We start from the raw sequence: 14,755 nt of genomic DNA on the forward strand, positions 1-14,755 counted from the left end.
ATCGTGAGAGCGTGACACGCATCATCGCGGGCCGCGCCGGCTCGATCTCACTCGAGGTGCCCGACGCCGGCACCCGCCCGACGAGCGATCGTGTGCGCGAGTCGCTCTTCGGCGCCCTCGAGTCGGCGGACGCCCTGCGCGGAGCGGCCGTGCTCGACCTCTACGCCGGGTCGGGCGCGCTGGGGCTCGAGGCCGTCAGCCGCGGCGCCGCGTCGGCCGATCTCGTCGAGAAGGGGCAGAAGGCGGCCGCGATCGCCCAGCGCAACGCGGCCAAGGTGCTGCGCGCGATGGGCGGCGACGCGCAGGTGCGCGTGCACCGGAGCGCCTGCGACGCCTATCTGAAGGCGGCGCGAGGGCCCTTCGACCTCGTCGTGCTCGACCCGCCGTACGATCTGCCGCAGGCCGAGCTGGCGGCCGCGCTCGAAGCGCTCGTTCCGCTGCTCGCCCCGGAGGCGACCGTCGTCGTCGAACGCGCGACGCGCTCGGGGCCGCCGGCGCTCCCGGCGGGACTTGTCGCCGTTCGAGACCGCCGCTACGGCGACACGACGCTGTGGTGGTCTCAGCCCGCCGCCGGCTCAGAGCGGTAAGGATCCCAGCCGCCCCGGCCCGAGAAGACGACTCCGTCGACCCGCACAGGTCCTTCGGCCGCGGGCACCACGGCGCCGATGGCGCGGAAGCCGTCTGGCAGCGCCGCGGTGGGCGGGAAGGCCGCCAGCAGCGCGTGGTCCTCGCCGCCGGCGAGCGCGAACTCGTCGCCGCCCAGGAGCGCCGAATCGATGTCGACCGTCACGCCGGAGGCTGCGGCCAGGCGCGACGCGTCGAGGGCGAGCCCGTCGGAGACGTCCATCATCGCGGTCGCGCCGCTGCGTGCCGCCACGACGCCTGCCGCGATCGGCGGATGCGGTCGCAGCTGCCGCGACACGGCATGCCGCTCCGCCGCATCGAGCTCGTCGAGCCCGGCTGTCGGGCGCGCGGTGCCGTCGGCATCCGCCCAGCGGTCGAAGAGGATCGCGAGACCGCGTGCGGCGATGCCGGCGTCGCCGCACAGCGCCAGCACGTCGCCGGCGCGGGCGCCCGAACGCACCACCGGCGCGGACGCGGCGAGGGTGCCCAGCGCCGTCACGGCGACCGTGAGCGTGCGCGAGACGGTGAGGTCTCCGCCCTCGACGGCGCACTCCGGCGCGAGCGCGGCGCAGGCCCCACGCAGACCGTCGGCGATCGCGAGCACGAACGACAGCCGCGTCTGCGGGGGCAGCGTGAGGGCGACCAGCAGCGCCGTGGGCGATGCGCCCATCGCCGCGATGTCGGCGAGATTGACGGCGGCGGACTTCCAGCCCAGGTCGAATCCGCTCGACCACGCCAGCCTGAAGTCGGGGCCCTCGACGAGCGTGTCGACCGAGGCGACGATGCGCTCGCCCGGCGCGGCGAGCACGGCGGCGTCGTCACCGGCGCCGACGAGCGCCCGCCCCGGACCCAAACGCGTGAGGATCGCCGCGAGCAGCTCTCGCTCGGTGAGCGCCGAGACCGTCGGGTCGGCGGCGTCGGGGGTCATCCAGCCAGGTTAGCCTGGAGGGGTGCCCCGCCGATCCCTCGCCCTCGTGCTGGCCGCGGCGCTCGCAGCCACCCTCACGGGATGTGCGACGACGGTCTCGCTGACGCCGGCTGCGGATGCGAACGCCGCCGAATGCGCCGACGTCACGGTGCGGCTGCCCGACACGCTCGACGGACAGCCGCGACGCTGGACGGATGCCCAGGCGACGGGAGCCTGGGGCGAGCCGACGGCGATCATCCTCTCCTGCGGCGTCGAGCCTCCTGGACCCACGACGCTTCCGTGCCAGACCGTCGACGGCGTGGATTGGATCGTCGACGACACCGATGCGCCGAACTACCGCTTCACGACGTTCGGCCGGGTGCCGGCGGTCGAGGTCTACCTCGACTACGACGTGGCGTCGGGTCAGGGTGCCCTCTCCGGCCTGTCCGCCGCGGTCAAGACGCTGCCGACCGACGGCTCGCCCTGCACCGAGCGCGGCTGACCGGCCGTCAGGCGGCGGGCTCCAACGCCATGTCGATCAGCTCGGAGATCAGCTCGGCGTAGGTCATGCCCGAGGCGATCCAGCACTTGGGGAACATCGAGATGGGCGTGAACCCCGGCATCGTGTTCAGCTCGTTGACGACCAGGCCGTCGGCCGTGAGGAAAAAGTCCACGCGGGCGAGTCCTCGACCCTCGACGGCATCGAACGCGCGCACCCCGAGATCCTGGATCGCGGCGATCTGGTCGGCGTCGAGGTCGGCGGGGCACACGACGTCGGCGCCGTCGCCGCCCAGGTACTTGCCCTCGAAGTCGTAGAACTCCCTCGTCGTGAGCACGATCTCACCGGGCAGGGAGGCACGGGAGGCTCCGCCCTCGCGGCCCTGCAGGATCGCCACTTCGACCTCGCGGCCGCTGATCGCCGTCTCGACGAGCACCTTGCGGTCCTCCGCGAACGCCATCGCCAGTGCGTCGTCGAGCTCGTCGGCCGTGTGCGCCTTCGACACGCCCACGCTGGATCCGGCCCTGGCGGGCTTCACGAACGCCGGATAGCCGAGCTCCTCGATGTCGGCGCGTACGCCGCGCTCGTCGTCGCGCCAGCGCTCGGCGGTGACCGTCACCCAGGGCGAGACCGGGATTCCGGCTGCCTGCAGCACGATCTTCATGAAGTGCTTGTCCATGCACAGCGCGGAATCGAGCACCCCGCCGCCGGCATAGGGCAGCTCGAGCGTGTCGAAGAAGCCCTGGATCGTGCCGTCCTCGCCGTGGGTGCCGTGCAGGATCGGCAGCACGACGTCGACGACGCCGAGATCGTCGACGGTGCCGTCGGCGCGGCGCACGCGCAGCATCCGCTCCGCTCCCGGCTCGGGCCACACGATGCGGGTGCCGTTGTCGACGACTTCGGGCAGCCGATCGGCGACGAGGGCGAACTTGTCGGGGTCGTCGTCTTCGAGCACGAAGACGCCCGCTCGGGTGAGTCCGACCGGGATCACCCGGTAGCGGTCACGATCGATCGCGTGGAGCACTCCGCCCGCCGTGGCGGAACTGATCGAGTGCTCGCTGGAGCGACCTCCGAAGAGCACCACCACCGCCGGCTGATCCATGCTGCGTCCTCTCCCCTTGGGGGTCGTCGTCGTCGGTCGTCAGGTGCGGGGCGATCTCCCGCGGGTCCATCGTGCCGTCGAGCACGCGCTTGACCTGCTCCACGATCGGCATCTGCACGCCCGCGGCGCGTGCCAGCTGCAGCACGGGCGCCACCGAGGCCAGTCCCTCCGCGGTCTGGTTCATCTGCTTGACCACGTCCTGGAAGCTGTAGCCCTGGCCCAGCAGACGCCCCGCCGTGTTGTTGCGGCTGAGCGGGGACTGGCAGGTCGCGATGAGGTCGCCGAGGCCGGCGAGACCCTGCAGGGTCTCGGGCTGCGCGCCCTGTGCGACCGCGAAATCCGTCATCTCGACGAGACCCCGCGTGATGATGGAGGCCTTCGTGTTCTCGCCGTAGCCGACGCCGTCGACGATGCCGATCGCGACGGCGATGAGATTCTTGAGCACTCCGCCGAACTCGGTGCCGATGACGTCGGTGTTGACGAACGTGCGGAAGTACTTGTTGCGGGCGCGCCGCGCGACGGCATCGGCCGTCTCCTGACTCGTCGACGAGATGACGGCGGCCGTCGGCTGCTCGCGGGCGATCTCGAGGGCGAGGTTGGGGCCGGAGGCGACGGCGATGCGATCGGGGTCGCAGGCGAGCTCCTGCTCGATGACCTGGCTCATGCGCAGGCCGCTCGCCTTCTCGACGCCCTTCATCAACGAGACGACGGGGGCGTTCGAGCCTGCGAGCAGTGGCCTGATCGCCTTGAGGTTCTGCCGCGCGGCCTGGCTGGAGATGGCGATGTACACCTGATCGGCGCCGTCGAGCGCCTCGGAGAGGTGATGAGTCGCGTACATCTCGCGGGGCAGATTGACCCCGGGAAGGTATTCGCTGTTGCGCTTGGCCTCGTGGATCTCGAGCGCGGTCTCGGGGCGGCGCGCCCACATCGTCACGTGGGCGCCGCCGTCGGCGAGCACTTTGCCGAAGGTCGTGCCCCAGCTGCCCGCGCCGATCACCGCGACGCGGGGCCGGTCGGCATCCCGTCTAGGACTCAAGGCGACCCGTCTCCTTCTGGCCGTGGGCGGAGGGGTCCCACCGCACGGCGGGGGCCGGCTCCGCGCGCAGTTCGGCGACCAGGCCGCTGATGGCGGCCATCACCTTGTCGGTCGCGGCCGTCAGGGCGGCGGCCTCGGTCTCGCGGCCGGCGAACTCCGACAGGTCGACCGGCGGGCCCACGAGCACGCGCACGCGGCGACGCAGCGGCCACAGGCTGAGCTTGCCGTAGCGCGGCAGGATGTCCTGCGCGCCCCAGTGCGCCATCGGCACGACCGGGATGCCGCCCGCGAGGGCGAGCCGCACGGCGCCGGTCTTGCCGCGCATCGGCCACAGGTCGGGGTCGCGGGTGAGCGAGCCCTCGGGGTACACGATCACGCCGCGGCCGTGCTCGACGAGGTCTGCCGCGCTCTGCATCGTCTGACGCGCCGCGGCGGCGGAAGCCGCGCGGGCGACGGGGATCATGCCGGTCGCCCGCAGCGCCCAGCCCAGCACCGGCACGCGGAAGAGGCTCTCTTTGGCCATGAACCGCGGTGCACGGCCCAGCCGCCACACCGCGACGGCGACGATCAGCGGGTCGATCTCGGTGGCGTGGTTGGGCGCCAGCACGTAGGCGCCCGTCCGAGGAAGATGCGCGCCGCCGCGCACCTCGATCTTGGCGATGAGTCCCACCAGGGGCACGACGATCGCCGCCAGAGGCCAGAACAGGGTCGGTCGCGTCTTCTCGGCCGTGGCCTTCGGGCGGCGCTCACGCGCAGGGCGGTCAGCCGATGACATCGAAGTCCGCGCCGAGAGCGGCGAGCTTGTCGAAGAGCTTCTCGTAGCCGCGGCTGAGGATGCCCACGCCCGAGACGACCGATTCGCCCTCGGCGGTCAGCGCCGCGATCAGGTGCGAGTAGCCCCCACGCAGATCGGGCACCTCGATGCGGGCGCCGTGCAGCGGCGTGGGGCCGTTGATGACGGCGGCCTGCTCGAGTTCGCGCTGTGCGACGCGGCGGTAGTCGCCGTCGAGGCCGTGCGGGTGCACGACGATGTCGGCACCCATCTTCACGAGCGCATCGGTGAACCCGAAGCGGTTCTCGTACACGGTCTCGTGCACGATCGACTCCCCCTCGGCCTGCGTGAGGGCGACGATGAGGGGCTGCTGCCAGTCGGTCATGAAGCCGGGGTGCACGTCGGTCTCGACGGTGACGGGCGTGAGCGGACCGCCGCGGCGGAAGTTGATGCCGTCTTCTCGCACGTCGAACCAGCCGCCGACCTTGCGGAACACGTTGAGGAAGGTCAGCATGTCCTGCTGTTTGGCCCCGCCGACGAAGATCTCACCGTCGGTGGCCAGGGCCGCGCACGCCCACGAGGCCGCTTCGTTGCGGTCGAAGATCGCACGGTGGTCGTAGCCGCGCAGCGTGTCGACGCCTTCGATGAAGATGACGCGATTCGGCTCGACGGTGATGATCGCGCCCATCTTCTGCAGCACGGCGATCAGGTCCATGATCTCCGGCTCGATGGCGGCGTTCTTGAGCTCCGTGATGCCCTCGGCCTTCACGGCGGTCAGCAGCACCTGCTCGGTGGCGCCGACACTCGGGTAGGGCAGCTCGATGTGGGCGCCCTTCAGACCGTTCGGTGCCGTGATGCGGATGCCCTCGTAGCTCTTGTCGACGATGGCGCCGAAGGCGCGCAGCGCATCCATGTGGAAGTTGATCGGACGGTCGCCGATACGGCATCCGCCGAGGTCGGGGATGAGGGCTTCGCCGAGCAGATGCAGCAGAGGCCCGCAGAAGAGGATCGGGATGCGGGAGGCCCCGGCGTGGGCGTCGATCTCTTCGAAGTGGGCGGCGACCGCGCCGCTCGGGTCGAGGATGAGCTCGCCCTCGTTCTCGCCGTCGGCGACGGTGACGCCGTGCACCTCCAGCAGCGACCGCACGACCTTGACATCGCTGATCGAAGGGACGTCGCGCAGGATGCTGGGTGTCTCGCCCAGAAGGGCGGCCACCATCGCCTTGGTCACGAGGTTCTTCGCGCCCTTGACCTCGACGCGGCCGCGCAGCGCGCGCCCGCCGCGGACGGCGAGCACTTCGCCTGACCCTCCTGACGGTGACACTGCGGACTCGTTCAGGAGTGTCTTCATACGGTGGGCCTCGCTTGGTTCTCTGAGTTCATGGTCCCGGGATGCCGGGGCCGTCGTCTGCTCCCGTCGTGGGGAAGCATCCGACTCACTGCACGGGCAGCGTCCGTGGACGCCACGCCTCGCGGCGGGCCTCGAACTGCGCGATCTTGTCTTCGTCACGCAGGGTGAGTCCGATGTCGTCGAGCCCTTCGATGAGCCGCCACCTAGTGTAATCGTCGATCTCGAACGGCACCCGGAGCTCGCCGAGCACGGCCTCGCGGGCTTCGAGGTCGACGGTCATCGAGACGCCGGGCGCAGCATCCAGCGCCCTCCAGAGCCGCTCGATGTCGGCCTCGGAGACGACGCCGGCCAGAAGGCCCTGCTTGCCCGCGTTGCCGCGGAAGATGTCGGCGAAGCGAGGGCTGAGCACGACCGCGAAGCCGTAGTCGCGCAGCGCCCACACGGCGTGCTCTCGGCTGGAGCCGGTGCCGAAGTCCGGGCCCGCGACGAGGATGCTGGCACCCGCGTAGGCCGGCTGGTTGAGCACGAACTCGGGATCCTGCCGCCAGTTGGCGAACAGGGCGTCGTCGAAGCCCGTCTTGGTGACGCGCTTGAGGTAGACGGCCGGGATGATCTGGTCGGTGTCGACCGCGGAGCGCTTCAACGGCGCCGCGATGCCGGTGTGTGTCGTGAACTTGTCCATCAGAGGCCCACCTTCTCTCGCGCGGGCAGATCAGAGGGGCTCGCGAGGTGGCCGAGCACCGCGGTGGCGGCGGCGACCAGGGGCGAGACCAGGTGGGTGCGTCCGCCCTTGCCCTGGCGCCCCTCGAAGTTGCGGTTCGACGTCGAGGCGCAGCGCTCCCCCGGTGCCAGCTGGTCGGGGTTCATCCCCAGGCACATCGAGCAGCCGGCGAAGCGCCACTCGGCGCCGAAGTCGATGAACACCTTGTCGAGGCCCTCGGCCTCCGCCTCCAGGCGCACGCGAGCGGAGCCGGGGACGACCATGACCCGCACGCCATCGGCCTTCGTGCGGCCTTCGATGACCGAGGCGAAGGCGCGCAGGTCTTCGATCCGGCTGTTGGTGCACGAGCCCATGAAGACGGCGTCGACGGGCACGTCCTTCATGGGTGTGCCGGCGGCGAGGTCCATGTATTCGAGCGCGCGCTCGGCGGCGGCCCGTTCGTTCGGGTCGGCGAACGACGCGGGGTCGGGCACGGCCTCCGACAGCGACACGCCCTGGCCGGGGTTGGTGCCCCACGTCACGAAGGGCTCGAGCTCGTTCGCGTCGAGGAACACCTCGGCGTCGTAGACGGCGCCCTCGTCGGACGGCAGAGTGCGCCAGTAGGCGACGGCGTCGTCCCAGTCCTTGCCCTTGGGCGCGTGCGGCTTGCCCTCGACGTAGGCGAAGGTCGTCTCGTCCGGCGCGATCATGCCGGCGCGGGCGCCCGCCTCGATCGACATGTTGCACATCGTCATGCGCCCCTCCATCGAGAGGGAGCGGATGGCGCTGCCGCGGTATTCGAGCACGTACCCCTGTCCGCCGTTGGCGCCGATCTTGGCGATGATCGCCAGGATGATGTCTTTCGCGGTGACGCCGGGGCGGAGGTCGCCCTCGACCGTGATGGCCATGGTTTTGAAAGGCTTGAGCGGCAGCGTCTGGGTCGCCATGACGTGCTCGACCTCGCTGGTGCCGATGCCGAACGCCATCGCGCCGAAGGCGCCGTGGGTCGACGTGTGGCTGTCGCCGCACACGACCGTGATGCCGGGCATCGTCAGGCCGAGCTGCGGGCCGACGACGTGCACGATGCCCTGCTCGCGGTCGCCCAGCGAGTGGATGCGCACGCCGAACTCCTCGGCGTTGCGTCGAAGGGTCTCGATCTGGGTGCGGCTGGTGAGGTCGGCGATCGGCTTGTCGATGTCGAGCGTCGGGGTGTTGTGGTCTTCGGTGGCGATCGTCAGATCGAGGCGGCGGAGCGCCCGACCCTCGGCGCGCAGACCGTCGAAGGCCTGCGGGCTCGTGACCTCGTGGACGAGGTGCAGGTCGATGTAGATGAGGTCGGGCTGGCCGTTCTCGCCCTTGACGACGAGGTGGTCGTCCCAGACCTTCTCGGCCAGCGTGCGCGGCCGTTCGGGGATGACAGCAGTGTCGGAAACAGGTGTGCTCATTGCCTTGTCGTTCTCCTGAGGAAGAGGATCAAGCCCGCGACGAACTCCGCGACGAGGGAGGCCTGGGAACTAGGACTCGTCGCGGCCGCTAAGGAGAAGGCGAGCGATCCGCACCCTGGGAGCCTACCACCGCCCGCTCAGGCCGGGCGGCGCCCCTCGCGCCTCGCGGCGCGCGGAGACGAGACTCGCGATGGTCGCGACCGCCATGGAGACGATGATGACGGCCAGCGACAGCCACGTGGAGATCTCGGGCGCCCACTCCACCGGCTCGCCGCCGTTGATGAAGGGCAGTTCGTTGACGTGGAGGGCGTGGAAGAACAGCTTCAGACCGATGAAGCCGAGGATGAAGGCGATGCCGTAGTGCAGGTACTTGAGGCGGTCGAGCAGGCCCCCCAGCAGGAAGTAGAGCTGGCGCAGGCCCATGAGGGCGAAGAGGTTCGCCGTGAAGACGATGAACGCGTTGTGAGTGATGCCGAAGATCGCCGGGATCGAGTCGATTGCGAAGATGAGGTCGGTCACGCCGATGACGATGAAAACGAGGATCATCGGGGTGAAGATCTTCTTTCCGTCGACCACGGTGCGCAGTTTCGCGCCGTCGTAGTGGTCGCTGATGTCGATGAAGCGGCGCAGGAACCGCACGATGCCCGATTCGGCCTTCGCCTCGTCTTCGTGGGCGCCGGGGAACGCCTGACGCCACGCGGTCCACACCAGGAACGCGCCGAAGATGTAGAAGATCCAGCTGAAGTTCTCGATGAGGGCGGCGCCCAGCATGATGAAGATCGCTCGAAGCACGAGCGCGATGATGATGCCCACCATGAGCACTTCCTGCTGATAGCGCCGAGGCACCGCGAACTGGCTCATGATCAGCACGAAGACGAACAGGTTGTCGACCGACAGGCTGTATTCGGTGAGCCACCCGGCGACGAACTCGCCCATCGCCTGCGGGCTCTGGGTGACCCACAGCAGCACGACGGCGAACACGAGCGCGAGCCCGACGTAGAACACGACCCACAGGGTCGCCTCCTTCATCGACGGGATGTGCGGACGCTTGAGGATGAGCAGCAGGTCTGCGAGCAGGATGAGCGAGAGCACCACGAGTGCGGTGATCTCGAACCAGACCGGGATCTCGAAGCCCATGTGCGCCTTTCGGAGGGTGCGGCAAGCGTCGAGAGTCTCTCCCCCGCCCCGTCTCCGGTGGCGGCGCGTGCCCGGAGACCCACCGACGGGACTCGTGATGACGGACGCGCGAGAGCGGGATACTCCCTCTCGCGAGAGGCAACATTACAGGGTCGGGATGCCGCATCCTTCTCATTCCGAGACGAACCCGCAATCTTCGACACTCCCCTGCTGAGAGACAATGGCACTCCGCGGCGCACCGCCGCCGCGGCATCGGTGGATCTGGGAGGACGATGCCCGATCAGCGCGACGACGCCGACCTGGTGACCAGGGCCGCCGGCGGCAGCGAACACGCGTTCCGGCAGCTGTATCGCGCCTACGCGCGGCCGGTGTACTGGATCGCGCACGGACTGCTGCACGACGCGTCGGATGCAGAAGACGTGCTGCAGGAGACGTTCCTGGTGGCGTGGCGGAAGCTCGCGGGGTTCGAACTCGCGGGCGATTCGCTGCTGCCCTGGCTGGCGACCATCTGCCGCTTCCAGGCGGCGAACCGCATGCGCACGCAGCGCCGGGATCGCGAACACACCGCGAACGCGGTCGACGACACGCTGCCGGCGACCGTCGACGTGGAGCAGCAGGTGATCGCCGACGATCTGGCGGCACGGATCGCCGACGCCGTCGGCGGCCTCGGCGAACTCGATCGCGAGATCTTCCGGCTGTGCGCCGCCGAGGGCTACGCCTACCAGGCTGCCGCCGAGCGCCTTGGGGTCGCCCACGGCGTCGTCAGAAACCGTCTCTCCCGCATCCGCACGCGCCTGCGGACCGTCGTTGAGGAGAGCACATGAACGAGCGGATCGCCGAGGAGCAGCCGCTCCCCGAGCTGAGCGATCGCCGCGTGGCCGAGTTGGAGATGTCGATCTTCCGCCGCATCGGCTCGGAGCGCCGTGCCGCGCAGCAGCGTCGCCGCCGCATCTGGATCGGCGCGGGCGCCGCCGCCGGCGTCATCGTGATCGCCGCCGTGATCGCACCGGTGCTGCCGGCGGTGATGGTGGGATCGTCGTCGGGGTCGTCGAGCGCGGAGTCGGCGGCCGACGCCCCCGTGCAGAGCGATCAGGACATGGCCGGGGGCGTGGACGAGACGTCCGGCGGGTCGGCGGGCGAGGAGGGTGAGGCGGCCGCGCGGCAGATCATCGCCACGGCGAACGCGGCCGTCACGGTCGCCGACGTCGAGGCCGCGGCCGAGACCATCGCCGATGAGGCGGTCGACCGCGGCGGGTACGTCGAGTCGATGAGCGTCGGAGGCTCGGGGGGCGAGGCGCCCGTCGACGCCGACGGGGTGATCGTCGGCCCGTATCCGTCTGAGGGTGGCGGGTGGATCACGGTGCGGGTGCCGGCCGACGAGCTCACCGGCGCACTGGGCACGCTGTCGGACGTCGGAGAGGTGACCTCGTCCGAGGTCACACGTTCCGACGTCACCGGACAGACCGTCGACCTGCAGGCGCGCATCGACGCGGCACAGGCATCGGTCGACAGGCTCACCGTGCTCATGTCGCAGGCCGGCGACCTGGGAGACCTGATCGAGGCCGAGTCCGCCCTCGCGGACCGGCAGGCGAACCTCGAGAGCTACCAGCAGGAGTTGAAGCTGCTGAAGGATCAGGTGGCGATGTCGTCGCTCACCGTGTCGCTCTCCCCGGAGGTCGCGGTGGCGACGGCCGATCCGGCCGGCTTCGGCGACGGGTTCGCAGCCGGGTGGAGCGGACTGGTCGCGACGCTGAACGGCATCGTGGTCGCCCTCGGGTTCCTCCTGCCGTGGATCGTGCTCGCAGGTGTCGTGCTCGTCGCCGTCTGGGCGGCGCGGCGCGGGCTGCGGGCCCGTCGCACTCGCTCGCGCACGCCCGAGGACGGCGAGGGCGGCTCGATTTTGTGAGCCGCGCGGGCCGTGGCATACTTGAACGGTTGCCTCCGGAGCTCCGGAGAACACGGCCCCATCGTATAGCGGCCTAGTACGCCGCCCTCTCACGGCGGTAACGCGGGTTCGAATCCCGCTGGGGTCACAGTGAGAAAGAGCCGGTCCGACAGGGCCGGCTCTTTTGTTTCGCGCGCAGGTTGCCCGCCGAGCGGGTGCGCGGTTGACTCGGATCATGCGAGTGACCAAACACGAACACGCCGGCCTCACGATCCGCGAAGGTGGGAAGACCCTCGTGGTCGATCCGGGGAATTTCACCGATCCGCTGTTCGATCTCGGCGATCTCGTCGCCGTGGTGCTCACCCACGAGCACCCCGATCACTGGACGCCCGAGCATCTGGATCGCCTGCGCACCGCCTACCCCGGCGTGCCGATCTACGGCCCGGAGGGCGTTGTCAAGGCGGCGGCCGGGTACGACATCATCGCCGTGCACCCCGGCGACACGCTCGCTGTCGATCCGTTCACGCTGCGCTTCTTCGGCGGCACGCACATCGAGATCCACTCGTCGATCCCCCTCATCGACAATGTGGGCGTGCTCGTCAACGACGAGTTCTACTACCCCGGCGACTCGTACACGGTGCCCAAGGGCGCCGACGTGCAGCTGCTGGCAGCGCCGATGGGCGGCCCGTGGCTCAAGATCGGCGAGGCGATGGACTTCGTGCTCGCGGTGTCGCCGCGGCGCGCCTTCGGCACGCACGACATGGGGCTGTCGGTCATCGGCCGCGGCATGCACCGGGCGCGCCTGAAGTGGGCGACCGAGCAGGGCGGCGGGGAGTTCTTCGAGCTCGATCCGGGAGACAGCGTCGACCTCTGAGGAGGCCGCTTTCAGACGGAAAGACGGATGCCGGGACCCTCGGGCCCCGGCATCCGTCGTCTGTCGTCATTCACTCCGCGTCGAGATCGGTCTCCAGCAGCGTCACGAGCTCGTCGAGCGCCCGGTCGGCGCCGTCGCCCTCGGCCTTCAGCGTGACGACGGTGCCCTGTGTGGCGCCGAGCCCCATGAGGGAGAGGATGCTGCCCGCGTTCAGATCCGGACCGCCCTCGACCGCGATGGTCACCGGCACGCCCTTCTCCTGAACGGCCTGGACGAACAGCTTCGCGGGGCGGGCGTGCAGCCCGGAGCTGCTGGCGATGGTGGCCTGACGTTCTGGCATTTCTCTCCTTAGGTGCTCACGCGGGGACCGCGGTGGCCGCGGCGGCGTCCGCCTCGGCCTGCTGCAGCGACTTCGGGGCGATGAACCGCTTGAACGTCACCACGAGCAGGGCTGATACGACCGTACCTGCCGCGAGTGCGACGAGGAAACCCCAGATCGGGTTGATCGCGAACAGCACGAAGATGCCGCCGTGCGGGGCGAGCAGCTGCACGCCGAAGGCCATGCTGAGGCCTCCGGTGAGGGCGCCGCCGACCATGGAGGCGGGGATCACGCGCAGCGGGTCGGCCGCGGCGAACGGGATCGCCCCCTCCGAGATGAACGCCGCTCCCAGCAGCCATGCCGCCTTGCCGTTCTCGCGCTCGACGGGGGTGAACAGCGGCCGTGCCAGCACGGTCGACGCGAGGGCCATCGCCAGCGGGGGCACCATGCCCGAGCACATGACGGCCGCCATGATCATGTAGGGCGCGGGGTTCTCCGGGGAGCCGGCCGCGAGTCCCGCGACCGCGAACGAGTAGGCGACCTTGTTGATCGGCCCGCCCAGGTCGAAGCACATCATGAGGCCGAGGATGACGCCGACCACGATGATCCCCGACGTGTTCGACAGCGCCGTCAGCCAGTCGTTGAGCCACGTCATGAGCGTCGCGATGGGCTTGCCGAGCACGAGGATCATGAGGCCCGAGGCGACGATCGAGCCGAGCAGCGGGATGATCACGACGGGCATGAGGCCTCGGAGCCAGCGCGGCACGTTCCAGGTGCCGATCCACCACGCGGTGACACCGGCGAGGAGGCCGCCCACGATGCCGCCGATGAAGCCGGCGCTCATGAACGAGGCGATCGCGCCGGCGACGAAGCCAGGAGCGATGCCAGGGCGGTCGGCGATAGCGAAGGCGATGTAGCCGGCCAGGGCGGAGACGAGGAAGCCCATGCTCGTCGCACCGATCTGGAAGGCGACGGCGCCGAGGTAGTAGATCAGTCCCTCCGGCGGCAGGTTCCAGATCGCATAGTTCTGCAGCGTGTAGACCGCGTTGCTCACCGTCGCGTCGGGGTGCGTGAGGGCGATGTCGTAGCCGCCCAGGAGGAACCCGAGGGCGATGAGCAGGCCACCGCCGGCGACGAACGGGATCATGTAGCTGACGCCGGTGAGCAGGATCCGCTGGATGTTCGCACCCCACGACAGCTTCTCGGTGGGCCCGGTCGCGGCGGCGACGCTGCCGGTCGTGCTCACCCGAGCCCCTGACGGGTTCTTGGCGACCGCGATCGCCTCGTCGATCATCTGGCGCGGCTGCTCGATGCCGCGCTTGACGCCCGAGCGCACGACGGGCTTGCCGGCGAACCGCGCCTCGCCTCGGACGTCGACGTCGTTGGCGAAGATGACGGCATCCGCGGCGTCGATGACGCTCTGATCCAGGGGCTTGTAGCCGCTGGATCCCTGCGGCTCTACGACGAGGTCGATCCCGGCCTCCTTGCCTGCGGCAGTGAGGGCGTCGGCGGCCATGAAGGTATGGGCGATGCCGGTGGCGCACGAGGTGACCGCGACGATGCGGGCCGGGTGGCCGTCGATCGTGAGCGATTCCGCCGTCGCGACGGATGCTGCCCCCGGTGCCGTGGGAGCGGCCGTGGCTGCGGCATCCCCTCCCCCGATCGCCGCGTCGACGATCGCGACGACCTCGTCGGCGGTCGTCGCCGCGCGCAGTCCGCCCGTGAAGTCGGACTGCATGAGGCTGCGGGCGAGCTTCGAGAGCACCGCGAGGTGCGCCTCTGCCGCGTGCTCCGGCGCCGCGATGAGGAACACGAGATCGGCGGGTCCATCGGGCGCGCCGAAGTCGACCCCTGGACTCAGTCGCGCGAACGCGAGCGAGGCCTCGGTGACCGCGGCGCTCTTGGCGTGCGGGATCGCGATGCCGCCGGGCAGGCCCGTCTCGTCTTTCGCTTCACGGGCGAGGGCGTCGTCGGCCAGAGCGTCGGCGTCGGTCGCCCTGCCCTGGGCGGCGACGCGGGCGGCCAGGGCGCGGATGACGGCTGCCTTGTCATCGCCGAGGCCCACGTCGAGGCTGACGAGCTGTGGAGTGATGGTGTCGCTCAC

The 14,755-nt window shown here is 70.2% G+C and carries 15 protein-coding genes and 1 tRNA gene; 6 read left to right on the plus strand and 10 right to left on the minus strand.

The genetic code is table 11. The features are described 5' to 3' along the window. Positions 1 to 11: 11 nt before the first annotated feature. Positions 12 to 587, plus strand: coding sequence for a 16S rRNA (guanine(966)-N(2))-methyltransferase RsmD (gene rsmD / locus OAW74_RS05890; protein WP_262873382.1), 576 nt, complete (start codon positions 12 to 14; stop codon positions 585 to 587). Here rsmD and thiL read toward each other — a convergent pair. Further along, positions 560 to 1,552, minus strand: coding sequence for a thiamine-phosphate kinase (gene thiL / locus OAW74_RS05895; RefSeq protein WP_262873383.1), 993 nt, complete (start codon positions 1,550 to 1,552; stop codon positions 560 to 562). The two genes, rsmD and thiL, sit on opposite strands and share 28 nt — an antisense overlap. 22 nt (positions 1,553 to 1,574) lie before the next feature. Between thiL and OAW74_RS05900 the strand changes: the two genes are divergently transcribed. Next, complete coding sequence (locus tag OAW74_RS05900; protein ID WP_262873384.1) at positions 1,575 to 2,033, plus strand: DUF3515 domain-containing protein; 459 nt, start codon at positions 1,575 to 1,577, stop codon at positions 2,031 to 2,033. Between the two features lie 7 nt (positions 2,034 to 2,040). Here OAW74_RS05900 and OAW74_RS05905 read toward each other — a convergent pair whose 3' ends face one another. The 7 genes from OAW74_RS05905 to OAW74_RS05935 all read right to left on the minus strand — a co-directional run bounded on the left by OAW74_RS05905 (position 2,041) and on the right by OAW74_RS05935 (position 9,573). Further along, complete coding sequence (locus OAW74_RS05905; protein WP_262873385.1) at positions 2,041 to 3,132, minus strand: D-alanine--D-alanine ligase family protein; 1,092 nt, start codon at positions 3,130 to 3,132, stop codon at positions 2,041 to 2,043. Then, positions 3,032 to 4,168, minus strand: coding sequence for an NAD(P)H-dependent glycerol-3-phosphate dehydrogenase (locus OAW74_RS05910; RefSeq protein ID WP_262873386.1), 1,137 nt, complete (start codon positions 4,166 to 4,168; stop codon positions 3,032 to 3,034). Before OAW74_RS05910 ends, OAW74_RS05905 begins: the two co-directional genes overlap by 101 nt. Further along, a complete protein-coding gene (locus tag OAW74_RS05915; RefSeq protein WP_262873387.1) occupies positions 4,158 to 4,943 on the minus strand; it encodes a lysophospholipid acyltransferase family protein in 786 nt (261 codons plus the stop codon). Before OAW74_RS05915 ends, OAW74_RS05910 begins: the two co-directional genes overlap by 11 nt. After that, positions 4,930 to 6,291: a UDP-N-acetylglucosamine 1-carboxyvinyltransferase gene (murA, locus tag OAW74_RS05920; protein WP_262873388.1), complete on the minus strand. Its 1,362-nt coding sequence runs from the start codon at positions 6,289 to 6,291 to the stop codon at positions 4,930 to 4,932. Before murA ends, OAW74_RS05915 begins: the two co-directional genes overlap by 14 nt. An 85-nt stretch (positions 6,292 to 6,376) precedes the next feature. Further along, positions 6,377 to 6,973, minus strand: coding sequence for a 3-isopropylmalate dehydratase small subunit (gene leuD, locus OAW74_RS05925; protein WP_262873389.1), 597 nt, complete (start codon positions 6,971 to 6,973; stop codon positions 6,377 to 6,379). Then, positions 6,973 to 8,436, minus strand: a complete 1,464-nt coding sequence (leuC, locus tag OAW74_RS05930) for a 3-isopropylmalate dehydratase large subunit (protein ID WP_262873390.1) — start codon at positions 8,434 to 8,436, stop codon at positions 6,973 to 6,975. The genes leuD and leuC overlap by 1 nt, the downstream gene beginning before the upstream one ends. 123 nt (positions 8,437 to 8,559) lie before the next feature. Beyond that, entirely contained in the window at positions 8,560 to 9,573 is a 1,014-nt protein-coding gene (locus OAW74_RS05935) for a TerC family protein (RefSeq protein ID WP_262873391.1), read from the minus strand. Between the two features lie 272 nt (positions 9,574 to 9,845). Here OAW74_RS05935 and OAW74_RS05940 point away from each other — a divergent pair, with 272 nt between their 5' ends. From OAW74_RS05940 to OAW74_RS05955, 4 genes are all read left to right on the plus strand, one after another. Further along, on the plus strand, positions 9,846 to 10,397 hold the full coding sequence (locus tag OAW74_RS05940; RefSeq protein WP_262873392.1) for an RNA polymerase sigma factor: 552 nt from the start codon (positions 9,846 to 9,848) through the stop codon (positions 10,395 to 10,397). Beyond that, the gene (locus tag OAW74_RS05945) at positions 10,394 to 11,479 is read left to right on the plus strand and encodes a DUF4349 domain-containing protein (protein WP_262873393.1); all 1,086 of its coding nucleotides are present in this window, start codon (positions 10,394 to 10,396) and stop codon (positions 11,477 to 11,479) included. The genes OAW74_RS05940 and OAW74_RS05945 overlap by 4 nt, the downstream gene beginning before the upstream one ends. A 54-nt stretch (positions 11,480 to 11,533) precedes the next feature. After that, positions 11,534 to 11,606, plus strand: a tRNA-Glu gene (locus tag OAW74_RS05950). A gap of 87 nt (positions 11,607 to 11,693) precedes the next feature. Then, complete coding sequence (locus tag OAW74_RS05955; RefSeq protein WP_262873394.1) at positions 11,694 to 12,332, plus strand: MBL fold metallo-hydrolase; 639 nt, start codon at positions 11,694 to 11,696, stop codon at positions 12,330 to 12,332. A gap of 70 nt (positions 12,333 to 12,402) precedes the next feature. Here OAW74_RS05955 and OAW74_RS05960 read toward each other — a convergent pair whose 3' ends face one another. Both OAW74_RS05960 and OAW74_RS05965 read right to left on the minus strand, forming a co-directional pair. Further along, complete coding sequence (locus OAW74_RS05960; protein WP_262873395.1) at positions 12,403 to 12,672, minus strand: HPr family phosphocarrier protein; 270 nt, start codon at positions 12,670 to 12,672, stop codon at positions 12,403 to 12,405. 16 nt (positions 12,673 to 12,688) lie between these two features. Beyond that, positions 12,689 to 14,755, minus strand: coding sequence for a PTS fructose transporter subunit IIABC (locus OAW74_RS05965; protein ID WP_262873396.1), 2,067 nt, complete (start codon positions 14,753 to 14,755; stop codon positions 12,689 to 12,691).

Source organism: Microbacterium fluvii (genome assembly GCF_025515205.1).
In the GTDB taxonomy this organism is placed as follows: Bacteria; Actinomycetota; Actinomycetes; order Actinomycetales; family Microbacteriaceae; genus Microbacterium; species Microbacterium fluvii.